Origin of the sequence: Arthrobacter sp. SLBN-83 (assembly GCF_006715285.1) — a bacterium.
GTDB lineage: Bacteria > Actinomycetota > Actinomycetes > Actinomycetales > Micrococcaceae > Arthrobacter.
In genome coordinates, this window is sequence record NZ_VFMX01000001.1 from 3,220,181 (window position 1) to 3,243,437 (window position 23,257).

Sequence of the window (23,257 nt, forward strand, 5' to 3'; positions counted from 1 at the left end):
TCTGCGGTTAGTGGGTACGTGTCAGCGGTACCAGCCGCGGCGGGTGGGGACTTCAATCCGCGGGATTTCGTGAGGTTTCAGTGGACGTTGGGGAACCGGGCGGATGGTATAAGGGGTGATGCGGTCCTCCTCGTGCTCCCTCTCGATCAATTCTGCGGCGCTCTTGTCAGTCCTGCGGATGTGGTCCACTGCCCAGGCCAGGAGGACGTCGAGGCGATTGACTTCCGCTTCTGCAGCCAAGAGCCGTTCATGGGCCGTCACCGAGCCATAACCACACCATTGGCGGAGGATCTCATGAACGGGCTTTTGGCGGCGCAGGTAATAGTCGTATTCAAACTCGGCTGAAGTCGTTACCGGTTCTCGGGTTTCCCAGTTTTCAATTGTTCCGCCCCGCTTGGATTTTTCTCGAGCCACCGCTTCCTCGGCCATGACGAGGTCCAGGACCGGGGCCGGGTTCCTGCGACAGGCCAGCTCCACGACAGCCAGCGCCGCACGCGGCGATAGGAACACCTCGCCGTCGTGAACCAGCCAGGAAAATCGGGCTTGGAAGGCAGCCACGGTCTGTCCGGTGAGCGCTTCGAAGGAGACGTGATCGTGGACCGTCAACGTATCGTCGCTTGAAGCGACAGACAGCTCGGCGACCTCCGAAGGTACAAGCAGCTCAAGGGCCGCCCAAAGGGCCGACGCCTCATGTTCGTCGATGGCCTCGGCCTTGAGCCGCCTCCAGCCATCCATTGCGGCATCGTACGGGACTACGTCTTCCCACGGTACCTTGAGCCGGGAACGAGGGACGTTCTCTTCCCTGCCCGGTGGATGGCCGTGCATGTGACGGATGTCGACCCGGAATCTTCGACCCTCCTGGTGCACCGCCACGATGTGCACCCGCTCGGACCGCGCATCGTCACGCAGCCTGTAGGCCCACTCTTCCCCCGGGCAGGGACCACGGGAAACCTCAGCATTTGGTTCCATAGCCGCTCATTATCCGTCCACACCAGGCTGCTGTCTCCTAGCAGATTGGTGCCAACAATTAGCCGAACGAGAAACCATCAGCTGGAACTGCGCAGGACCTGGCTTTTGTTCAAAGCTACGTTTTCGGGATGATGTCCGTCTTGTTCCTAGACTTGGGTGACGCTGTGGACGAGCATTGAATAGTGAGCGCCGCCGACACTGCCCCGGTCGATGACCAGACACGTGAATCCGCAAGACTGCTGAAGCGAGTACCTGGGCGGGCGCGGCCTCAGAAGGAGGCCCTCCGGGAGTTCGAGGAGGGTGTCGCCCAGTTGCGTCAGCATTACGACCCGGTATTCTGGCCGCTCTTCGTCCCGGAAGCCAAGAACATGTTTCGCTGGCGCGTCGAGTTGGAGTGCGGATGTACGCACGAGGTCTACACGCACGGAGAGGACAAGTATCCGGACGATCGCCGCTTCCCCGACCTCATCAGTCAGTGCAGGCTTCCCTCCGGGGAGTTCTGGTGTACGACTGACCACGGACCTGCTCAGAAGCCGTATCGGGACATCGTCGAGTGGGTCGATCGCAAGGTCACGGAGTTCCCGGCGGACCCTGTGGAGCCGGAATACGACTGGATGGACGCCGAGGACTGGGCGAAGATCCGGAAACCCAAGCCACACTCGTCGGCGTTCTGGCGGGTCAAGCTCTCCTGCGGGCACTATGAGCAAGTCTGCACTGATGTGGATTGGAAGCCCGAGGACGGGCCCAAGCTGGTGTCCGAGGAGCGCATCGTGGAAATCCGCCGTGATTTCGAGGAAAGCTGGGCGGCAGCGGATAACCCTGGATGGCCTGAAAAGGGTTTCGAGCGAGACCACATCCGGAAGATGATCGATCTGCGCTGGCCGCGCCCTGAGCCCGAGAGGGACTGCTTCACGTGTACGCAGGTGCGGCGGATCACTGGCTATCAGCGGATCGGCTGGCTCGTTACGAGGACGAGGACGAGGCCGGCACCGCGTCCGTCGACGAACCTCGATCGGGAGAAGATCGAGGCTCGACTCGCCGCGGCGGAGGCTGAAGTCCAGCGGCTGCGCAAGCAACTCGACAACCCAGGCAACGCTTGAATTCACAACGACGCGATCTTGACTTCGTATTTTGGGAAGGGTCGCAAGAATTACTCCCCCGATGGGAACGGGAAGTGGACCAAGGACGCCTATGACGAGTTCAGCGTTCGGCAGTTCATCGCGTTCACATCAGGGGATGTTCTATGAGTATTCGTAGGGCTATCCTCGGCAGATGAACCAACATGCAGTACCGACCGAACCAGGCCAATACATATTTGCGTTCAGCCTCAGCCGAGGGTGGCTTCGGATAGCTGGGACGTTTTCAGTTGCTGGGGTGGTTATCGCCGTCGTGGCAAACGCAACGGAGCCGTTCCGAGCCCCCTTGGGAATCGCGCTAGGCGTCCTCGCGATAACCCTACTCATCGCATTTGGCATCAAAGGTTCATCACGACGGCAGACGCAGGAACCAGCGGCAGCCCAAGCCCGCACGGGCGGGCATCGGATGTTACTTGGCAAAATGCGGGGCAGAAGGTCCCTGGCGGCAGAACTGGCTCTCCTTGCAGAACTCCACGCGAAGGGTGCACTCTCTGACGAGGAATTCAGCGCCGCCAAGCTCCGTACCCCTGCGGACTGATATCCAGCGGCTGCTTCGTCAGTCTCTTAGCGACTTCAGGGGCAACTTCGGCCACGAATTCGCCCATCGTGCCCCGCAGTGAGGGAAAAAGAAGGCCCACCGATGGGGGACCGGCAGGCCTTCAGCCGCCACGGTACAGCAGAGCGCATGGAACATCGACTGGACTAAGAGGTCAAACGAACGAGTTCCTAGTTGTCGTTCTTCTCTTTGTCTGGGGCATGGATCGGGGTTGTTTCCGGCGTTGGAAACGCCGCCCGCCGCACGGGAATAACGCGTCTGTTCGGCTGCTGCTATCCGCTTGGCCATGGGGCTGGGCGCTCGGTCGTAGTGTCCCGGACGCATTGAGAGGACATTGATACTCTGGGCAGAGGGGAAAGGGGGAACAGAAATGGGTCTTAGAAGTCTTTTTCGGCGAAGAGGCGCAACCGCGGCACCCATAAGTCCAGTCGTGGCGGCGGAACGCGTCCCCGGCGCGCCCATGTCACCTGAGCTCCAAGCGGAACTGCGGGAAGCGTGGGCAGAACTAACTGAGGCCGCCAAGGCATCGAAAGTGAAAAACTTCCACGCCTGCACACGTACGGCCCGGCACTGGACCGAGGACCCGGCGGCAGTCAGAGCCATAGCGGCCACACTCCGTGAATTCCCGGATACAGACAGCCAGCAGACAACGTAGTGACCTACGGGGCGTTCACCCGAGGTCATCACAGCTCGCCGGAAGGCCGGCGGTCAAGATTTCCACTCAGCTCCTGGGACGGTTTGCAGGGAATTGACATGCGGTGGGCGAGGATTGAGCCATGGTAAACGTATCCGCATTTTAACCGCCGTGATCTACAAGCAGATTGGGTCCGTGTCGATGCTCCACCCTGTGTCCTCATGAAGAAGATGCGGCTCCGGTACGCCGGAGCGTGTCGGCTGTGCGGTGCATCTCTTCCGGCCGGGACGGAAGCGATCTACGAGAGCGAGACGAAGACCGTCCGATGCTTGGAGTGTGCCACCGAGACCCCGGAAACAACCCCCCACCTGGAACGAGTTGGTGATAACTCGTTGTCCACTGAGTCCGGAATCGCTGGCTCGTCAGCCCGACGCGAGTATGAGCGTCGCCAAGCGAAAGACGAGGAAAAGCTCCGCGAGAAGTGGGGGCCATTCGGCGGCATCGCAGTCGCCGTCTCCGACGAACGCCAAAGCACCAAGGCCTGGGATCGAGGCGCGATTGGCGAGGAACGCCTCGGCGCTCGGCTGGATGCCCTAGCCGCCGATGGCCTGGCCGTCCTTCACGACCGACGCATCCCCGGATCTAAGGCCAACATCGACCACATAGCCATCACTTCCAGTGGAATCTGGGTCATCGACGCCAAACGCTACAAGGGACGGCCTGAACTGAAGATCGAGGGTGGCATCCTTCGCCCCCGCGTCGAGAAGCTCCTCGTCGGCCGACGGGATTGCACGAAATTGGTCGATGGGGTGCTCAAACAGGTCGACGTCGTGCGAGACCTCGTCGGGGATGTTCCGGTCACCGGGGCGCTGTGCTTTGTTGAAGCCGACTGGCCCTTGATCGGAGGCGCATTCTCGACCCATGGCATTCATGTACTCTGGCCGAAACGGCTGGCCAAAGTGCTTGTAGAAGAGCCAGCCGGCGACGTTGCGGTGGCGAGGATGCGTGAGACGGTTGCCTCCCGGTTTAAACCTGCTTGAGTCAGGTGCCCACGTTCCAGGCCGCTCGGAACCACACCGAGGGGATAGCTTGCGGGAACGAGTCAGGCATCGATCGGTAGTGAATTTGCAGTCCGGCCGCCTGCCCAGGCTCCCATGATGAAGCATGGGCCCCCTCGACGTCGTCACAGTTCGGGAAGCCCGTGCCAACCGCCGTTTCGAAGCTTTTCGCGAGGTTCGTCAGATTCTGGACCGCGGGCAGGATGCCCGCTAGGTCGGGTACATGTGCAGCCATTTATTCATGCCCTCCACGAAGCCATCTGACTTAGGATACGGCAGAGCCAAGCCGCTAGTTACGCTTTTCGGCCGGCCGGTACCTGTCACCAAAGGCGACCAAGGAGCTCTGGAGCAGCGTCATGCTGCCCAGTATGTCCACTGGCCGGGAACGGGTTTCTGCCGGCAGTGGGCTGACCATCCAGGCGGCGAACACGTTATGAGGAATCTTCAGGCTCATCGCCTGGTCAAAGAGGCGCAGCACCGCTTCGTGGAAGAGCCCATCTTTGAGCTGGAAGCCCGGGCAGAAGGTTCCCTCGCCGATGAATACCCGAACTGCCCGGCGCATGGCCTCCGGGTCGCCGAGGGATTGGAAATGCGTCTCCAGGTCTGCCGCTGTCGGCAGGGTGAATTCTTCGCGGATGCTGTTCCAGATATGCTCCGGGACAGCCGGCCAAAACCGCTCAGTCTTCGCATTCGACGCAGTAGGCATGGCCGTCCTTCTCGCGGGCCTTCTGCGAACGGTGGCGGACCAGGAAGCAGGACCAGCAAGTGAACTCATCATCAGCCTGCGGAATGACCTGGACGACCAGCTCTTCGGCAATGAACTCCCCGCCAGGGGTCAGGCCGTCCAGGGCGTCAGCCTCGTCGAGCTCCTGAACCACGGATTTCGCATCCGGGGCTTTGGCGGACTTCAGGGCCTCCAGGGAGTTTTCCTGGGATTCCTTGACGTCGGTGCGCAGCTCATCGTAATCGGTTGCCACGGAGGTGCATCTCTTCTCTGTTGAGGGGGTATTACCGATCCTGCAACGTACAGGACATGGGAAGAATTCCCTGAAAGTGCAGTGCTGCATGGGCACACAATCAGAACCCCAGGGAACATGGGCGTTGCCGAGAGTCAGTCGGCCACTTGGGGTTTCAATATCAGGAAGTGACACCTAGTCTGGGACAGAGCCGATGGCCGAGACATTTGCGGACCCAACCACCGGTTCGTTCGTCTTATAACTCTGGTCTTTGGGGGAACCTTGAGTGATCCGGAATACCCGCAGCAGCAACAGCCGCGCGTCTTCGATACTTCGTTCAATTACATGACCGACACCCCTCCAGGGACTGACCCGGACAGTGGCAGTCCGAATCTCCGGGCGGACCACGAGCTGCTGTGGACCAAGGAGCTGCGACCCGGCGTCGTCTTCGAACCGACCGCGCCGCCGAAGCGTGGGGACGGCTACCTCATCTTCACTGACCCCTCCGAGGCGAGGCATTGGTACGGCAGTGATGCCATCACGCACTCCTACACCGACCGGGCACGTACGAGGTCTCTGGCGAACGCCATCGCCTCGCTGAACGAAGACGAGCGGTCCCGCTACCTGAATCCGCCGTATACCATCGGCAGCGCGATGATCTGGCCCGTCAGGAAGAAGGACCGACCCACGATGAACCAGGCCCGGGGGTTCAGGTCGCTCATCGCCGACCGGATGGATCTGACCCTGGAGTGCATCCGGCGTCATTACGCAGGAGAGCCGGAGAGCCCTCTGGCCGATGTCATCAACGCGTACGCGGACTTCTTTGCGCTCTTCGACGGGTTCAAGGAGTTTGTGGAGTTCTTCCACTTTCAAGACCTCGTGACACCCGACTACGAAGAGGTTCGGTTCTACCTGCCCTTCGACAACTTCAAGCGTTCCGGGATGCCGGCCACAAAAGACGAGTACGTAACGTACCGGGAGGCCACGCTGGAGTTCATCTCGGCACGGAGCCGTCGGATGGCCGCCTGGGTCATGGAGAACCACCCCGGAATTGAGGTTCGCCATACAGACTGACTACCCAGCGACGTCGCAGGGTCAGTCAGGGTCATAGTCCGCGCATTGGAGCCATAGGGGGATTCATGGAACTACCAGCCATCCTGAAAGAAGATAACGTCGAAGCCGCAGCCGAACTGCTCCGGCGCTACTACCTTGAACCGTCCACAAAGACGGGGTTGCTCAGTACCGGCAGTTACTTTGATGAATGGGCGAACCGCGGCGACAACCCGAAGGTGAGGGACAGGATCACCGACAGCGACGCCGTCGCCGTGTCCATGCTCAGCGTCAAAGTGCCGGCCCAGGCCATCATCGGACTGCAGGAGGAGCTGTTGGCGGGGAAAATACGAGATCTCCTGGCTGATATACCCACCGACGTGAAGATGAGCGACCTCACGGTCGCCGAAGCAGAAGCCACTCTCGGGGAGGGCAGCCCCCCATGGCTGCTCTGGCAGGAGCTGAGACGCACACCCAAAACGCGCTGGGATGTCGGGGCCACCACAGCCAGCAAGATCATGGCGAGGAAGCGACCGCATCTCATCCCCATCTGGGACAAAGTAATTGGGGCAGTCGTGGGCAAAGACACCTCTGAAGGCCAATGGCTGAATTGGCACAACCTCTTCATGGAAGACCCCGAACTTGCTGGACGATTGGGGCGCATTCACAAGCTTTCTACGGTCCAGACACCCATTTCCGAACTGCGCATCATCGACGCCATCCTGTGGCGCTACGGCAAGGACCATGGCATCAAGGGCGGGCGAGCCGGCAAACTCGGAATCGCCGGCTGAAGCACAGCGAAGCCACGACAAACTTGGTCGAATCTCGCAACCGTCCGCGCCAGCTTCGCAGCCGGCCGATGTCGTCCGATGAAGGAGTAACTACGAGTTCGGAGCTTCGTATGAGTACGAGCCCCCGACGCGACCGGACAATGCAGTCAGCTCTGCCTCGGTTTCCCTGAACCGGATCACTTGAGGGCCCAATGTGTTGACCCCCTCCGGTCCCTTCACCACGAGGGTTCGCGCTATGGTCCTGCCCAGTTGATCCAGTTCCTGGTTGAGTCGCCGCAATTCTGCCTGCTCGAATTTGGAGCGCTTCATCACTTCAGGGTCCCTGTCGCATTGCGTGCAGCGTCCCCTCGGGCCCACATCAGCCATCATGGTCACATAGATGCCTCTTTGGCCGGATCGCCACTGACCATCCATGATCGAGCACCACTGAGTGTGGAACAGTTTCCCGGTTCGTGTGACGTACACCTGTCCGTAACCTGCCACAGGTGACCCGTCGTCACGGTGGCTTTGCGCCTCAACGCGAACGAGCGGCCGTTCCTTTGCCCGGTGCTCAGCTTTCGCTTCTTCTTTGAGTCGCAGCCTCTCTGCCCGCTTCTCCGCACGCTCCAATTTGGAGCGCTTCTTCTCTTCAGGGTCCTGGTCGCATTGCGGGCAACGTCCCCGCAGGCCCACATCCGCAAGCATGGTCAAGTAGATGCCTCCATTGGTGGCGCGCCAGTGGCCGTCCATGATCCCACACCATTGAGTGTGGAACAGCTTGCCCGACCGGGTCACATACGCCTGACCTTCACCTGCGATGGGCGACCCGTCGTCACGGTGGCTTTGCGGCTCAACGCGGACGAGCGGACGTTTCTTTTGCGCCCCGTGGTCGGCTTTCACTTCTTCGTGTGTGGTGCTCACAACCCGTTCCTTCTCCCAAGACCTCTGCCATATCCTTCCATGATGGGGAGGCCCGCCTCCACCATGCCATCGAAGGGTTGACGGGCAAGCCCGCCGAGTCCAGTACCTGCGGATCAGCACGAACGCGGTGAACGCACTCGACGACACACAATTCCTCGCTGATACCGTGGAAAGAGGGCAAATAGTCTCCTTTTGAAGACGTGTGTGAGTCGGGGGAAGCATGACGGAGTGGAAGCCGGGTTGGTGGGCACGCGCGTTCAGAGGTGCCGGGTCATGGGTGCTGTCGATCCGTGAGGGCCGCCTGCGCGTCTGCGGAATCCCCCGGGAGGTGGACGCTGATGTCATCGACGTCCTCGGACTCGCAGTCGATGAAGGCTCAGGGCAGCTCATCGTCACTCTCGTCCACGGGACGGAGACGGTGCTCAATGGGCTGTCTCGTCGCGCGGTGCGTGAGGTTGCCGCTTCGTACCACTCCGAGCTCGATGAGCGACGGCATCTCGCCGCCCTGCTCTCAAAGGCTGAGGAGCAGGGCGAGGCGGCCAGCCTGTGGTGGTCCCGGGTCCGGGATGTGATGGACCGACTACGGTGGGCGGACCAGGACACGATCGCCGCGCTCGCGGACTCCCGTCCGGACGTCGCTGTGTGGCTGGCTGCCGACAGCGATCCGAGGCTCTCCGGGCTTCCCAAGGGCAAACGTGAGGACCAGCGTGCCGCAGTCGACGCCTGCTGCACCACTGACTTGTCAAGGTGGGCTGCCCAGCGCAACGAGGCGTTCCTGGAGTGGGAGAAAAACGACCTTGCCGACTTCTTCCGCAAGGTCGAGAAGTCGCCGTTGACGGAAGAGCAGACGAGGGCGACGGTCTGCTTCGACAACCGGGTGCGTGTTATCGCGGCCGCGGGCTCCGGGAAGACGTCGACGATGGTAGCCCGCGCCGGGTATGCGATCCGGCGTGGCATCGCCCAGCCGACGGAGATCCTTGCCCTCGCATTCAACAAGAAGGCAGCCGGTGAGCTCTCGGAGCGGCTTGTCTCTCGCCTCGGCGATGACGGTGCGTCGGTAGCGTCGAGCACTTTTCACGCCTTCGGACTGCGAGTCGTCGGTGAAGCCACCGGTCGAAAACCTTCAGTCCCCGATGACATCACCAATGGCAACGGGATCGGGCGGCTCGCGGCGATCGTTGATGGGCTCCGTGACCGGGACCCGGCCTTCCGGCGTGACTGGGACCTTTTCCGGCTCGTGTTCGGCAGGCAACTGCCGGACCTCGGGGACGAAGACGAGCCTGAGACGTGGGACAGGAACAAAGGTATTAACGGCTTCGGCACTCTCGCAGGGGAGGTCGTCAAGAGCCAGGAAGAGGTGATGATCGCAAACTGGCTCTTCCTGAACGGCGTCCGATATGAATACGAGCGACCCTACGCGCACGACGTTGCGGACGCGCACCACCGTCAGTATCAGCCGGACTTCTACTATCCGGACATCGACGTCTGGCATGAGCACTGGGCGCTCGGTTCAGACGGCAACCCGCCGCCAAATTTTGACGGGTATGCCGAGAGTGTGGCGTGGCGGCGTCAGACCCACACTCGATACAGCACAAGACTTATCGAGACAACCTCGGCAACCATCCGGGACGGGTCCGGGTTCGAGCACCTCGAACAGGAGCTCCGCCGACACGGAATCCAACTCGAGGAAGACCCCTACCGGGAGGCGGTAGGGGAGCCTCCGATCACCGAACCAGCCATGATGACGCTGATGCGGTCGTTCATGGCCCACGCGAAGGGCAACCGCCTCACCCCTGACGTGCTGACGCAGCGGGCCAGCCGAACCTTGCGGGCCAGGCTCTTCACACGCCTGTACGGCGTCATCCTCGCCGAATGGGACCGTCAGCTCCGAGCCGCGGGCCAGATCGATTTCGAGGACATGCTGAATCTCGCAACCGATCACGTCGAGTCGGGCCGTTGGATGAGCCCTTACCGGCTCGTCATGGTCGACGAGATGCAGGACACCAGCTCTGCCCGTGCGGCGCTGGTGAGGGCGCTGATGAAGACTCCTGGAAACTACCTTTACGCGGTCGGTGATGACTGGCAGTCGATCAACAGGTTCGCGGGCTCAGACCTCAGTGTGATGACCCGCTTCGATAATTGGTTCGGGACAGCGTCCACCATCTGGCTGGACCGCACCTTCCGGTCCCCGCAGTCCCTGTGCGATGTCGCGGGTGGATTCGTGATGAAAAACCCCAATCAAATCTCCAAGAACGTCCGATCTTCAGCGCCGGAGGCTGACGAGACCGTATGCGCCGTCAGTGTACGGGAGCGCAGCCACTACGGATCGGCCGTTCGGCAGCACCTGACAACCCTTGACTCAGAGCTCACTGAGCCAGCCACTGTGCTGCTGCTCGGCCGGTACTCCCGGTCCAAGGACGATGTCACCTCGGCGCTGGAAGCCAGATACGCCAACCTGACCATCGAGTTCAACACCGTGCACGCCTCGAAAGGAAAGGAGGCAGACTACGTCGTTGTGCTCGGCCTTGAGAGGAACGGATTCCCCAGCATTGTCGAGGATGATGCTCTCCTGCAACTGGCCATGGCCGCCCCCGACTCCTACCCACACGCAGAAGAACGACGCCTGTTCTATGTCGCACTGACCCGTGCCAAGCGCTCAGCGCTCTTGGTGACGCGCGCCGGTAGGGAATCAGCGTTCCTCCTCGAGTTGGTCGGAGATCGTGTCGTCAAGATCCGATCCGCGACAGGCGACGACATCACCCCCGTGGTCTGCCCGAAATGCAAGAAACACACGATGAGGGAACGCAAAGGGCGCTACGGCCGGTTCTTCGGCTGCACCGGGTACCCGACCTGCAAAGGAACGATGAAACTCGCTGATAGTTAGGAACAAGGATGCCTTCCATGTTCCGAGGCGCACGTTCTACGCTTCGCGATATTTTGGCGGCTGACGAGTCCGACCCACGTGGTCGGCCAAGCCGAGCCTTGCGGAATGCAGCACTTGCAGAGGCCATCATCACACCGATACACAGACCACGAGGGTCACCACCCTTAAAAATGTATGCTTTACGGGTGCGAGCCGTTGCCTATATCCGCAGATCCAAAGATCCCACCGAGGGCAACGCGTCGCTCGTCGACCAGCGTGCCTGGATTATGGCGGAAAGCCGGAAGCACCACCACACGGTCGCCAAGCACGACATCTTCGAAGAAGTCGTCAGTGCCTACCGCGACCGGCACCGCCCAGAGCGCGACCGCCTCGAAGGGGTCCTCGCCGAAGGCGACGTCAAGGCGCTCTACGTCCGGGACCTTGACCGGCTGGCACGTCGGTTGATGGACACCGCCCGCATCGTCGACACCTGCAACCGCCACAACGTCACGATCTACACCCATGACCGCGTGTTCGCCCCTCGATCGCCCGACACCATCCTGCTGATCTCCGTCCTCGGCGGCCTGGCGGAGACCGAGGCGGCGACCACGAGCAAGCGGCTGAAGCGCACCGCCGAGAACATCCGCCAGAAGGGCGGCTGGAACGGCCCTGCGCCGTACGGCTGGATGCGGCCCGAGCAGCGCAACGCCGACGGCGTGAAGACGCTGAAGCTGCACCCGGAGGAGAGCAAGACCGTCCGCCGAATCGTCGAATGGCGGCTCGACGGACTCTCCGTCGCCGAGATCGTCCGGGAGCTCAACCAGAAGGGTCTGACCAACCGCGAGGGCCGGCCGTTCCAATACCGCGCCGTCGCCTCGCTACTGCGCCATCCGCTCCTGGCCGGATACAACTCGCTCACGGCCAAGGCCGATGGACGCGGCGGCGGCCCAGGTCCGGACTTCCGCGACACGCGCAAGATCGTCATCGACAAGGATGGGCGTCCGGTCAAGAGTCATGAGGCGGTCTGCACGGAGGCCGAGTGGGAAACCCTGCGCCTGCTGATGAAGCCCCAACCGCTCAAGCGGACCCGGGCCCGCGCCGGAGGCCTTCCCCTGGTCGGCCTCGTCTACTGCGCCGGCTGCGGCACCAAGATGACCAGCAACAGGTCGATGGGTGAGTCGGGATCGTACGTGTGCAACGGACGGATGCGCGGCGCTGACTGCCCCGGCGTTGCAATCAACAGGGAAGCCCTGGAGCGCTTCATCCGCGACGTCGTCGCCGGATCGCTCGACAGCCCCGAGGTGATGGAGCTGCAGGCCGAGAGGCTGAACCAGGCCGCGGAAGGGAGCGCGAGCTCGGAGTTGTCCGAGCTCCACGAACAGGCTGATGCCCTGGGGGACTCCATCCTGATCCTGCGGGCCCAGATCAACACCGCGCCGGCCAGCGCGATGTCGGCACTGCTGAACCGCATCGGTGAGGAGGAGGCCCTCAAGGGCCAGATCGAGATGCGGATCTCGGAGAAGACCGAGGGGCGACCGAGGGCGATCCCCGACATCAGCGGGGCCGAGTTCCTCGAGCTCTCCGAGACGGAGCAGAAGTCGATCATCAGGGCCTTCCTCCGCAAGGTCGTGGTCTACGCCGACGACGGAAAGCGCGGGTCGGTCAAGGGGATGTTCGGCTCCCAGGGCACGAACCTGAGCCGGATCGGCTTCTGGTATCTCGGCGAAGCTGACGACCAGGAGCCGCGCCGCGGGGGCGGGTACTCGCTCATGCCCTCGAACGGCAGCTACCAGTGCCCCAAGTGCGAAGAACCCCGGACGTTCCGCTACCGGAACAACCTGCGCCACCACATGAACTACGCGCACCCGCAGCCAGTGCCGTGTCCTGAGTGCGGCCAGGAATTCCCTTTGCCCGGGCTGCCCAGCCACCGCCGCAACAAGCACGGGGTCAAGGGCTCACGCCAGTCGTGGAGCTGACTCTCGGGGACTAGGCGGCCCGACGGCGACCCAAGTGCGCAGGCTTGGCAGCCTCAGCTGCCTCCGCCCGCCGGATGGCCACCGAGGCCGCCACGGCGGCTCCGGCCTTGATGGCCTCCACCGGGATCGGGCGGACGGCGATCGCGGCTGCAGCTGCCGCCGAGATCTGCACTGGCCTGCGCGGGGAGGCAGATGCAGACGAAGCCACACCGCGTTCAGCGGTGGTGACCTGTCCTGTCATGACTGCCTGCCTCAGATAGCTGTGCTTTGAATGCCTATCGGCACTCTATCAACTAATGAGTCAGAGGATCAATCGAATGGAATCTGATACGAGTCGAATCGTCACACTCGGGGATGAGTCGACGAGATGGAGCGGGCTCAGGCCGCGGCAGCCCCGGTGTCGCTGATCCCGGCCAGCAGCCACTGCTCGGACAAAGGGTCGCGGCGCAGCTCGAAGGTTCGCAGCGCCGAAGTGGACGTCAACCGGACCTGAACCTGCCAGTGTTCGACGCTGATCAGGTCGCCGCTGCCCACCGGTGCCCGCTTGGCGGTGTTCCACCAGTCGGCACGGGTGAACCAGTGCACAGGTTCCGCGGCCACGGCCCAGATCCTGCCGTCATGCCTGACGGCCAGGGGAACCCCCTTCGCCGTGAAGCGGACCTCCACTGGAGCGTCCAGAGGTTTGCTATTTGATGCTGTTGCTGCCACGGGTCCGCTCTCCAAGATTCCTGTTAATCATTTCTTCCCGGCGGGTAACCGCCGAACTCCACACCCAGGTCCGGTACGTCACCGGCCCGTCCTTCCATGTCACTTCGACCGCTTTCGCTGTCCAGGCGAAGACCTCGCCGTCCACCAGTTCTGCGCAGTTCGGGAACCGGATCCATGCCTTGACGGGGATTCCGGGATACCCGTTCTTGGCCGGGAAATGTTCGAAGTCGAGCTCCTCCACGGTCAGCCCGATCGGGCCGGCCCGCCGCGCATACTGCGCTTGCAGTGCAGCGGCGAACTCTTCGGAGGACATAACACAACCTTAGAACACATATTCGAATAGGCGACCCACAAAGATGGCGGCTACGGCCGGCCGCCTCTCTCCCGGGAATCACCTTTGGTCCTGTTTTTCGATCCCCTGGGCACCAAGCTATAAAAGGGCTCCGACAACGTCCGGAACGGACTGATCCTGGTCCGCTGCCGGTTCGGCACAAAGCGGCGCAGTGTCCGACAATGGGGACATGCCAGCTGCTTCTGCCCCCTGCACCGTCCACCACCTCTACTCCACACCCGGTCACCTCCTCCCCGCGTGCGGTGTAACCCCCGGCCCCGACGGGTCCGAGTGGCACACCGGACACGACGCCGGGGTCCTGCAGGCGTTCTCCGCGCAGGGATCCGCGTGCTGCTCTCTGTGTCTGGAGTTGTCCCTGTCATCTCCTGACTGACATGTGCAAGGTGGTACAGGTGGTACGTGGTCTGCCATACTGGTAGAGAAAACAGGTATACGAGTGGAAATCCTGCTCAGCCCCGGCTGAGCAGATCGTCCGTCCAGGCGGGCGTGGATAGTCCAGCTTCGGCTCCCGGGCATGGCCTGGGAACGGGGGCTCGGGGAAACAGTTCTGAACTGTGGAGCCGAGACGCTGGACCTTCCGAACACTCATTGCCTGGACACAGAGCCAGGACGACAGGACCGACCAGAAGGACGAGAAGACCATGGACATCACCAGGACCGCACACGTGACGCGGACGAAGCTGGCCGCGACCGCTGCAGCCCTGGCATGCGCCGCGCTCGTGCTCAGCGGCTGCAGCAGCTCCGGCGGGGACGGGCGGTACTTCGCCACCTCGGAAGGACAGAACGGCGACATCGTCGTCGTGGACGGTGACCAGATCACCTACTTCGACACCGCCAGCCGCCAGGACCTCGCCTGCCACTCCATCAACTCCGTCCTCGACGACCCGAAGGCGGCCGCGGCGAAGGGCGAGCTCAAGGACGCCTACACCGTCCGCGGCACCGGCAAGATCAACGAGTCCAAGTCCTCCGTGGACTGGACCGAGGCTGGCCGCAGCACCACCGAGACCGGCTCGATCAGCTTCGGCAAGGACAAGTCGACCATGGAGTTCGTCTTCTCCAACGGCGTCAACGACGTCGTGCTCGTGCCAGTCGACAGCGAGCAGGGCAAGGCCGTCAAGACCAAGTACTGCGGCTGAGGAGGCTGACCCCTTGACTGCCCCGATCGACCTGCAGCACCGGAGCCCCGTGGACCACGCGTCCGCGGGGCTCTGCCTTTTCTCTCCCGGGATGCGCCCGCGCGCCAGACAGGATGCAGGAGGTCGGGCATGACGCTCATCGGACCGATCAGGTACTACAAGGGGCGGGTGGCGTACCCCAGCGACGAGCAGCTGCGCACGGCAAGAGCCACCTGGGATTTCGACGACATCCGCCGGCCGACGGACGATGTGGACTGCACGCACATCCAGCTGATCGAAGTCTCCGGCCGCAACGCGGGGGAGCGGCGGCAGCTCGAGGAGGAGAAACTCACACGCTTCTTCGACTACATCGGCACCCGGGCCGGCTTCCGGGTGCTCACCCACCAGAAGAAGCCGGACTCGGCCACTTCGGCCTTCGTTTCGCACGAGATCGTCTACGTCATCGAGTCCCGGCCGACCAGGGGGTACGCCAAGCTCACCCTGCGCTCGGAGCTGCCGCGCAGCGGGACCGCCGGTGCCGTCTCGGACATCTTCAGCGCCGAGGGAATCGACCGCATCTCGCGGATCTTCGACAAGGGCCCCCGGAGGGATTGAGGCCGGTGCTGCAGTACGACTGCCGCCCGACGGGAAAGGAAGACCCCGTGGACATCACGTCCACGGGGTCTTCTTGTGTCTGACTGGCTGGCAGTCCCGTATGAGCCCTACAGCCGTCCGCCCTTCAGGCGCAGCGCCCGGTACTCCTCGATCGTCTCCGGCGGCCGTCCGTACTTTGGCGCATGTGTCTCGACGAAATCGATCTCGGCCCAGGTGTCCCGGTGCCGGACCCGCGACCTGGCCAGCACGGCAAGCGCGGTTACTGAAACGACCACGTTGGCCAGCCACCACAAGATGGCGATGAGGACCGCAGCCTGGACCAGTCTCCGTTCAGAGGAGCCCGTCTGTGCTGCCAGGGCCGCCAGGGCCGTTGAACTACCCAAAGCCATGCACCCGAGCAGGAGCCCGGCCACCCAACCCTCCGTCGGCACCCGCCGGCGCGCCAGATCAGCGGGGCTGTCGCGATGGCGGACCAGCCGCAGCGCCTCGCGCAGGAAGAACACAGCAGCCAACGCGGCCAGGCAGTTCACCGCCAGCTCGCGCGCTCCCTCGAGCCACCAGCGCCCCGAGTGCCACCAGCCCAGCGGAAACTCGTCGCGCGCCTTGCCTCGCAGATTCATCCGTTCCATCCTTTCCCCCGTGGCAGGCAAAGGGCGGCGCACCCCTTGTCGGAGTGCGCCGCCCTCATCACCAACGATCAGTTCTTCGGGTCCTCAGCCGGCTTCCTCCGCGACACGGGACCGTCCGTGCGCTTCGGAGCCGGATCCGCCGTCCGCCGCGGCTGGGCCGGAGCCGGCTGCGACGGCTTCGGGGCCGGGGCCTTCGGAGCCTGAGCCGCCGGTGCCGATCGACGTCCGCTGCGTGGAGTCGGCTGGACACCCTGGCTGCCCTGAGTGCCTCCGGTAACCCGGCCACCGACACGGGGCTGGGTAGAAGCAGGAGCAGGAGCCGGGGCCTGCAGACGCTGACCGGACTGGCCCTGCGCCTGCGCCGGAGCGCCGGTGCGGGGCTGGATCGGAGCCTGCGGGCTGCGGCGCTGACTGCCGTTGGCCTGCGGGATACCGGGTCCCGCCTGCACAGCACGGGAGCCGGAACCCGCGTTGGCCTGCGGCTGCTGGCCTTCGGCGGCCCGCGTCGCCCGGGTGCCCGGAATCCCCGGGACCGCTGCGATGACGGGGTTCACCTGCGCGGGCCCGCCGGTACCAGCGGTGAAGCGCGGGCCCTGGCCCGAGGAGGCCGGAGCCGCCTGCTGTCCGGTGCCGAACTGCGTCGGTGCCGACTGGCCGGCGTCCGCCTTGCGGCCACCGCTGGTGTGCGCACCGCTATCGGTGCCGCCCGTGAGCCCGTCGCGCTTCTGGCCCTGACCCTGGCCATGGCCCTGCTGCCCGGTACCAGGAGCACCCTGCGCGCCGCCGAGCCCGAAGCTCGTCTGGCCGCCGGTGGCCTGGCCGCCCCGCGAGGAGGGACCCTGGCCGGTGCTGTAGCCGAGGTTCGACAGGCCGCCCTTGCCGCTCAAGGTCTGAGCAGTCTCCTTGTCGGAGCGGGAGCTCCCCGCCTTGCCGCCCGTGAGCTGCAGAGGACCGCCCTTGTCGCCCGGACCCTCGGGACCACCAGCGGACGGGCCGCGGCCGCCGCTGTCACCACCACCGCCGGGAACCGGACCGGGACCGGCGGGGCTGCCGCCGTCGGGGCCGGCTTCCGGACCGTCGTTCGGACCGGCGGCCAGGGCCAGTGCGCCCTTCCCGGCAGCAAGCGACTTCTGCTCACCGTTCAGGCCGCCGGCGTTGGTCGACGAGCCCTTGCCGCCACCGGGGGTGCCGCCGGGCTTCGTGGCCCCGCTGCCGCCGAGTTTGCCGCCGACGCCGGAGGCGAGCTTGTTACCCATGGCCATGCCCGCTCCGGCCCCGGCTCCCGCAGCCAGCGCGGGGAGCATGCTGCTCTTGTCCGGCTTCGGTGCGGTGTTGGTCTCGAGGAACTTGTCCACCAGCTTGGTGAACACCTCGTCCATCGCCTGCAGCACGACCTTGCGCACCCGCAGGAGCGCCAAGGTGATGCCGATGATCAGCAGCGAGGAGATCAGGGTCAGGATGACCACGATGATCCCGCCGAGCATGCCTGAGCCCCACAGGCCGTCCTGGGACATCCAGGCCGACACCGGTCCGGAGATGATGTCCGGGATGGAGATCAGCAGCTCCGAGACGAACTGGTAGATGAACAGCGTCACCAGCACCTCGAGGATCAGTGCGACGGAGTAGACGATCACCTTGCTGATCGCGGCGATCGCGCCCAGCGTGGCGAACGGCACCGCGGCCACGAGGCTGAAGGTGCGCTTGACCGCGCCCACCAGCATGCCGATGGCGTACCAGAAGCCGAGCAGGACCATGCTGCCCAGGACGACGCCGGCGTTCTGCCAGTACATGAACTTCGCCGGGCCCGTGCCGACCTGGCTGACCGCCATGTGGTCCTCGCGGGTCAGGCCGCTGGTGACGTTGTTCGAGCTGTACATCGTCATCGAGTCGGGGCCGAAGCCGGTGTTCAGGTAGTTGTACGCCGACAGCGCCGACATGTTGCAGGAAACCGGGGCGTTGTCCGCCCAGACCGAGAACCCACAGCCGTGCTTGGTGCCCTGGGTCGAGAAGCTCGTCGTGTTCCCGCCCGGGTTCGAGGAGGTCAGGCCCTTGCCGCCGACCGCCAGCACCGGGTGGTTGGTCGGGATGTAGTCCGACTCGCCGTGCCCGCCGAAGTTGTCGCTGTCACCGTAGGACTTCTTGTCGATGAACCACTCCTTCTTCACGTCGCTGTTGACCGGCAGGTTGGTGATCGCGCTCTTGATGCCCGACTCGAAGTCCGACGCCGATGTAATTTGGCCCGAGATGTAGCTGTTGAGCATGCCGAAGGTCTCGCCCACGGCGTTGAAGTCACCCGCCGGGCTGCCCTCCATGCCGACCAGGCTGTTCTTCCAGGCCGTCTCGGCATTGGTCGCACCGGGGCCCACGCTGATGTCGCGGAAGGTCGAACCGTGCGCCTGCTTGTTGATCGCCAGTGCCGTCGTGCGCACCGACATCATCGCGTTGTTGCTGGCCTGGCCGTTGTCCCAGGCGATAACGGCCTCATCAGGAACGCCGAGGCGGTCGTTCATCATCCAGGCCTCGAAGTCCACGTACGTGGAGAGCACCACGCGGGTCGGGCCGGCGTGCTGGCCCAGCAGCGAGTCATCGAACTTGTCCAGGACGCCGGTGTACATCGAACCCATCAGCGGAAGGCCCACGCCAATGAAGACGACGCGCACGACGAGCTTCTTGATCGCCGAGCCGCGGTCCATCTTCTTGAACAGCACCAGGCCAATAATCAGGAACCCGATGAAGAGCGGGACCAGCGCCTCCCAGGCGATGGACTGCAGCAGGCCGTACCAGCTTGCGATCCAGTGCTGCAGGCCCGCGAGGGCACCGCCGCCGGCCTGGCCACCGGTCATCCCGTCGGCGAGGTCCTGCTGGTGCGCGCTGTTCGTATTGCCGCCGGAGTCCGCGACGCCGGCGACCGCCTGGTAGAACCACATGAACGGGTTCAGCACCTTCAACAGCTGGATGATGAGATAGAACAGCGTGCCCACGGCCAGCGCCATCGCGTAGAGCAGCCAGATCGCGCCGCCGCCGATGAGCGACAGGATCTGTCCACCGATGCCCGAGGACATCGTGTCCAGGCCGAGGTCGGCGTTGGCCGCGCCGAAGTGGGCGTAGTCCACCATGCCGGAGTAGACGTTCTTTCCGCTGCCGCTGGCTGTCGCATTCAGCGTGTCGTACCCGATGGTCTGCGTGGAGCCCGTCGCCTCGGCGAAGAGCCAACCGACTACGTTGAAGAGGCTGAATTCGGAGTCGGCGTAGCCGAGCATGTCGCCGCCCGTCGCCGGGTCGGCGGTGATCGCCCGCCAGTCCTCGTTCATCCGATCCTCGGGCTTGTCCTTGCCTTCGGGAGAGTTCTCCTGACTGAAGTACGTCGAGGCATTCGACGCCAGCTGGTACAGCGAGTAATTGTCGCGGTCCTCGTCGTCGGCAGCGTGCGCCGATGGCGCGAACACCGTCATCAGCAGCGGCACAACCAGTGCCACGAGCAGCGACAGAGCCAGGACGCGCACCAGCCCGCCCCGGGCAGTCGCCGCGGCCCGGGCCCGCGCCGCGAGCGTGATGGTCCCGTTCATCTTTCCCTTCCTGTCTGTCGTGTCCGTGATGGCCGTCATGACTTACCCAGCTTCCACGGGGCCGTCCCGGCCTTCTTCATGGCCTTCCTGCGGTCGGCCCGCCCCACATGGTCCTCGGAGCGGTCCTCCTCGGACTCGACGCTCTGGCGGGCACTGGTGAGCTTCGCGCCGGGTGCCGGCTCGTCCTTCATCAGCTGGTCCATCCGGGCCGCCTCGTCGGCCTTGGCGGCCTCCAGACGAACCTGCCTGCGCTGGGCCTCGCGGAAGGGGTTGATCCCCAGCGCGAGGTCGAGGTGGAAGACCACGTTCGACACGTCCCGGCGCAGGTAGGTAAGGTTCTCGCCCTTGGTCGTGATGAGCTGGGCGAGGTCCGGCGGGATCTGCTGGTGCAGCTGCTTCTGGTACTCCGCCACCGTGCGGTCGCGCATCGGCCCGAAGAGCGTGTAGTCCGCGGCGTCGAACTTGTTGAAGTCCGAGTCCGCGAGCATCTTGTCCACGTCGTTGTAGCTGTAGACCACGCGGCCGCCGCGCTCGTGCATGTGGTCGAACTGGTCGTGCAGGTACTTCTTGACGCGGTCGTCAATCTGCTCGGTGCCGTGGATCACCACGGTGTCCCCGAGCCCGAGCTTGCCGACGGCGAAGCCGACGATGTTGACCAGCTGGGCCATGGCCACGCCCTTGCCGCGGCGCATCAGCCGCGAGAAGTCGTAGACCACGCGCCGGGCATCCCGGACCCCGTCCACGGCCGATGCCGTGTGGTTGTTGAACAGGTCGCCATTCGTGCTGAGCATCGTGTTCGCGATGCCGCGCAGCACGTTGTACGCGCGCAGCTGGTCGGGGTCGGTCTTGCTTGAGTTCAGCAGGGCCTTGTGCGCGGTGTCGAGGTACGAGACGAACATCTGCAGCCGCGGCACCTGCTGGTGCGGGATGTTGACCACGCGCAGGCGGTGCCGCTGGTCCTTGGCGTTGTGCCGCCACATGCCCTGCTCGACGTAGAAGTCGGTCGCCGTGTCCTCCAGCGCGGAGCGGATGATCGAGCCGATTGCCCCGTCCGTGGTCTCGTAGAGCTGCTCAAACATCAGCTTGAGCTTCTCCATCTGCGCGGCGAAGACCGTCAGTTCGTCGTCCTCGTCGCCGAACAGCTCGAAGGGGTTGACGTCACCGCGGTTCAGGTCCACGCGCGAGGTCAGCCGCTCGAAGTTCGGGCCGAGCTTGTCCAGGTCCGCCCCGTCCAGCACGAGGTGGACCACCGAGCCGTTGCCGAGCATGCAGGCCTGCGAGATCTTCGAGCACCACATGTTCGACACACGCTGGCGGTCCAGGTACTCGCTCAGGGTCGCGTCTGCCACGACAACGTGGTGCTCGTACCGGTTCACGTCCATGAGTACGGCCGAGTTGTTGACGTCGCCGACCATGTAGCCGACGTACTCGCCGCCCCGGTCGTTCAGGCCGTTAGTCACCAGCGAGTACGAACCCGCGAGCTCGGTCGAGGTGAAGTGGAAGCCCTTGCCGCGCTTCTTCTCGTTGTTCTTGAACAGGCCCGAGAGTTCCTGGCGCTGCTCGCCGGCGTACGCCGCAGCCTTCAGCGTGCCGAAGCGGTCGATGTACAGCCGCGTGACGCGGTCGACCGAGTCGTCCAGCGTCTCCAGGTCCGGAGCCTTGAGAAACAGGCGGTTGTGCACCGACAGGTAGCTCGCGCCGTCCTGGATCTCGCCGATGGTGACCTCAAGGTCGGAGGAGATCTTGGCGGCCTTGCGCTTGGAAGAGGTCGTGCCGGTCTCCTCCTGCTCGTTCGCGTCAAGGCGGTCGAGCTTCTCCGACTGCTTGGTGAACGAATCCACCCACTTCTCGTCCATCCGGCGCACCTGCTCCAGGACGACCGCGGTGACGCGCTCGTTGAGCCCGTCCGGGATCCGGTCGATGCCCCAGAACGCGGCGAAGTTGTCGTGCGCGGCGTCGTCGTGGAAGAACGCGAGCACGCACGCCACGGAACCGTCGACCTCGAAGTAGTCGGAGCGGAAGACGTACTTCTCCCGAGGCTTGAGCGCCAGCAGGTGCGGATACGAGTCGAACCGCCCCTCCAGCTTCTTCATCTCCTGGCGGCGCTGCCACCAGTTCTTGTTCGGCTCGGCCACCTCGGCCGGCTCAGCGGCGACCGCCGGCGCGGTCACCTCGGACGGCTCCGCCGTCCCGCCCGTGGCGGGATCGCCGTCGAGAGCGGCCTCCAGTTCATCCACGCCCGGCACGGCCGTCGCGTCCCCGCCCCGGGGCTTCTTCCCCGGAATGCCCAGCTGCGCGCGGGCCTTCGTCATCAGCGCCATGTCACCCTTCGTCCTTCCTTTGTTCGTCCAGCTCGGCCCGGTCAGTTCAGTGAGGCCTTGAGAGAGTGCAGGTCGTCCTCGATGCCCTGGTAGAAGACCCGCAGCATGGGCTCGGTCTCCTCGCGGTCGAGGACCGTAGCCTCCTTGATCATCAGCGCGGACCCCTCGACCTCGGACTGCAGCACCATGTGCGCCCGGCGCAGAGCGTCAGCGCTCTTGCCCTTGAGCAGCAGGTACTGGTGGATCGAGGTGAACTTGCCACCGACGTGCTGCGTGAGGATGTCATACTGCTCGTTCTGCAGCTCGATCAGGTCAGGGTCGCGGACCGCGAGGGCGTGGTTGCGGTGCTCGAGCGAGGCCACCTGGTGGTAGATCCGCTGCGGCTCCTTCGTGGTGACGAAGGCCCACTCGCAGTTCGTGTCGATCTTGCGCCAGAAGGCGTCGACCCGGTCCAGGATGCCGATGCGGTCCTCGTCGAAGAGCAGGTACGACGCTGAACCGACGACCAAGTAGACCTGCCCCTCACCGCCGTCGGAGAAGTGGATCCGGCCGTCCTCCTCGATGCCGTCGATACCGACGATCGAGTGGAAGTCGCTCGGGTCCGAGCTGCGGCGGGTGAAGACGTTGCGTGCCCGGGACGGGGCGTATGCCAGCAGGGCGGGCACGTTCATCGCCCGCAGCTCCTTGGTCTTGGTCATGCCGCCGAAGTAGACGATCAGTGCCAGGCCCCAGATGACGAAGAGCGTGATGAACACCGGACCCGAGCTCGCCACGAAGGTCTGCGTCACCGCCCACAGCAGCGCCAGCGCGCCCCCGCCGAAGAAGAACAGCTGCTTGATGGGGGAGGGCTTGGCCGCCCAGCCGCCCTTGCTGAGCGTGATCTCGTGGTCGAGGAACGACCTGTTGAGGCTCGTCGGCACCTTGTACGACATCTTCGCCATGAATCTCTCCCTGCTGCCACCACTGATTTGTCTGCGCCTGTCCGAATGCCCTCATAGATGAGGGATACATGACCACTCTACCTTAGATAGACCTATCGAATCGAGCGCGACTGACGCAAGA

Annotated in this window: 20 protein-coding genes; 9 read left to right on the forward strand and 11 right to left on the reverse strand. The window is 64.1% G+C overall.

Features of this window, described 5'->3' with window-relative positions; translation table 11 throughout:
* Positions 1-21: 21 nt before the first annotated feature.
* The gene (locus FBY30_RS15005; RefSeq protein ID WP_142133542.1) at positions 22-735 is read right to left on the reverse strand and encodes a hypothetical protein; all 714 of its coding nucleotides are present in this window, start codon (positions 733-735) and stop codon (positions 22-24) included.
* A gap of 416 nt (positions 736-1,151) precedes the next feature.
* Between FBY30_RS15005 and FBY30_RS15010 the strand changes: the two genes are divergently transcribed.
* From FBY30_RS15010 to FBY30_RS15025, 3 genes are all read left to right on the forward strand, one after another.
* The gene (locus FBY30_RS15010) at positions 1,152-2,069 is read left to right on the forward strand and encodes a hypothetical protein (protein WP_056387723.1); all 918 of its coding nucleotides are present in this window, start codon (positions 1,152-1,154) and stop codon (positions 2,067-2,069) included.
* Positions 2,070-2,526: 457 nt separating this feature from the next.
* Positions 2,527-2,643, forward strand: coding sequence for an SHOCT domain-containing protein (locus FBY30_RS21255; protein WP_160141483.1), 117 nt, complete (start codon positions 2,527-2,529; stop codon positions 2,641-2,643).
* Positions 2,644-3,516: 873 nt separating this feature from the next.
* On the forward strand, positions 3,517-4,335 hold the full coding sequence (locus FBY30_RS15025; protein ID WP_235009457.1) for a nuclease-related domain-containing protein: 819 nt from the start codon (positions 3,517-3,519) through the stop codon (positions 4,333-4,335).
* A gap of 307 nt (positions 4,336-4,642) precedes the next feature.
* On the opposite strand, the gene FBY30_RS15030 is transcribed toward FBY30_RS15025, so the two are convergent.
* Both FBY30_RS15030 and FBY30_RS15035 read right to left on the reverse strand, forming a co-directional pair.
* Entirely contained in the window at positions 4,643-5,059 is a 417-nt protein-coding gene (locus tag FBY30_RS15030; RefSeq protein ID WP_142133544.1) for a hypothetical protein, read from the reverse strand.
* The gene (locus FBY30_RS15035) at positions 5,031-5,330 is read right to left on the reverse strand and encodes a DUF4193 domain-containing protein (RefSeq protein WP_056387717.1); all 300 of its coding nucleotides are present in this window, start codon (positions 5,328-5,330) and stop codon (positions 5,031-5,033) included. The genes FBY30_RS15030 and FBY30_RS15035 overlap by 29 nt, the downstream gene beginning before the upstream one ends.
* 261 nt (positions 5,331-5,591) lie before the next feature.
* Between FBY30_RS15035 and FBY30_RS15040 the strand changes: the two genes are divergently transcribed.
* Together FBY30_RS15040 and FBY30_RS15045 are read left to right on the forward strand one after the other, a co-directional pair.
* The gene (locus FBY30_RS15040; RefSeq protein WP_395858335.1) at positions 5,592-6,383 is read left to right on the forward strand and encodes a DUF6994 family protein; all 792 of its coding nucleotides are present in this window, start codon (positions 5,592-5,594) and stop codon (positions 6,381-6,383) included.
* A gap of 65 nt (positions 6,384-6,448) precedes the next feature.
* Positions 6,449-7,150, forward strand: a complete 702-nt coding sequence (locus tag FBY30_RS15045; protein ID WP_142133546.1) for a DUF6308 family protein — start codon at positions 6,449-6,451, stop codon at positions 7,148-7,150.
* A 90-nt stretch (positions 7,151-7,240) separates the two neighbouring features.
* Here the strand turns inward: FBY30_RS15045 and FBY30_RS15050 are convergent, their stop codons facing one another.
* On the reverse strand, positions 7,241-8,050 hold the full coding sequence (locus tag FBY30_RS15050) for a hypothetical protein (RefSeq protein WP_056387708.1): 810 nt from the start codon (positions 8,048-8,050) through the stop codon (positions 7,241-7,243).
* A gap of 220 nt (positions 8,051-8,270) precedes the next feature.
* Between FBY30_RS15050 and FBY30_RS15055 the strand changes: the two genes are divergently transcribed.
* Both FBY30_RS15055 and FBY30_RS15060 read left to right on the forward strand, forming a co-directional pair.
* The gene (locus FBY30_RS15055; protein WP_056387706.1) at positions 8,271-10,934 is read left to right on the forward strand and encodes a UvrD-helicase domain-containing protein; all 2,664 of its coding nucleotides are present in this window, start codon (positions 8,271-8,273) and stop codon (positions 10,932-10,934) included.
* Between the two features lie 185 nt (positions 10,935-11,119).
* Positions 11,120-12,889 (forward strand): recombinase family protein, encoded by a 1,770-nt coding sequence (locus tag FBY30_RS15060; protein ID WP_160141484.1) that lies wholly within the window; start codon positions 11,120-11,122, stop codon positions 12,887-12,889.
* Positions 12,890-12,899: 10 nt separating this feature from the next.
* On the opposite strand, the gene FBY30_RS15065 is transcribed toward FBY30_RS15060, so the two are convergent.
* The 3 genes from FBY30_RS15065 to FBY30_RS15075 all read right to left on the reverse strand — a co-directional run bounded on the left by FBY30_RS15065 (position 12,900) and on the right by FBY30_RS15075 (position 13,910).
* The gene (locus tag FBY30_RS15065; protein ID WP_056387702.1) at positions 12,900-13,130 is read right to left on the reverse strand and encodes a hypothetical protein; all 231 of its coding nucleotides are present in this window, start codon (positions 13,128-13,130) and stop codon (positions 12,900-12,902) included.
* 137 nt (positions 13,131-13,267) lie between these two features.
* Entirely contained in the window at positions 13,268-13,597 is a 330-nt protein-coding gene (locus FBY30_RS15070) for a hypothetical protein (protein ID WP_374111515.1), read from the reverse strand.
* The gene (locus FBY30_RS15075; RefSeq protein WP_056387696.1) at positions 13,575-13,910 is read right to left on the reverse strand and encodes a hypothetical protein; all 336 of its coding nucleotides are present in this window, start codon (positions 13,908-13,910) and stop codon (positions 13,575-13,577) included. The genes FBY30_RS15070 and FBY30_RS15075 overlap by 23 nt, the downstream gene beginning before the upstream one ends.
* A 680-nt stretch (positions 13,911-14,590) precedes the next feature.
* Here FBY30_RS15075 and FBY30_RS15080 point away from each other — a divergent pair.
* A complete protein-coding gene (locus FBY30_RS15080) occupies positions 14,591-15,085 on the forward strand; it encodes a hypothetical protein (RefSeq protein ID WP_056387692.1) in 495 nt (164 codons plus the stop codon).
* Between the two features lie 129 nt (positions 15,086-15,214).
* Entirely contained in the window at positions 15,215-15,679 is a 465-nt protein-coding gene (locus FBY30_RS15085; RefSeq protein WP_056387689.1) for a hypothetical protein, read from the forward strand.
* A 107-nt stretch (positions 15,680-15,786) separates the two neighbouring features.
* Here the strand turns inward: FBY30_RS15085 and FBY30_RS15090 are convergent, their stop codons facing one another.
* The 4 genes from FBY30_RS15090 to FBY30_RS15105 all read right to left on the reverse strand — a co-directional run bounded on the left by FBY30_RS15090 (position 15,787) and on the right by FBY30_RS15105 (position 23,136).
* Positions 15,787-16,299 (reverse strand): hypothetical protein, encoded by a 513-nt coding sequence (locus FBY30_RS15090; RefSeq protein ID WP_056387685.1) that lies wholly within the window; start codon positions 16,297-16,299, stop codon positions 15,787-15,789.
* Between the two features lie 77 nt (positions 16,300-16,376).
* Positions 16,377-19,913 carry a hypothetical protein gene (locus FBY30_RS15095; protein ID WP_056387683.1) on the reverse strand — a complete coding sequence of 1,179 codons (3,537 nt, stop codon included), beginning with the start codon at positions 19,911-19,913 and terminating at the stop codon, positions 16,377-16,379.
* Positions 19,910-22,111, reverse strand: a complete 2,202-nt coding sequence (locus FBY30_RS15100; RefSeq protein WP_200830698.1) for a hypothetical protein — start codon at positions 22,109-22,111, stop codon at positions 19,910-19,912. Before FBY30_RS15100 ends, FBY30_RS15095 begins: the two co-directional genes overlap by 4 nt.
* A 125-nt stretch (positions 22,112-22,236) precedes the next feature.
* Positions 22,237-23,136 (reverse strand): hypothetical protein, encoded by a 900-nt coding sequence (locus tag FBY30_RS15105; protein ID WP_056387676.1) that lies wholly within the window; start codon positions 23,134-23,136, stop codon positions 22,237-22,239.
* Positions 23,137-23,257: the final 121 nt, after the last annotated feature.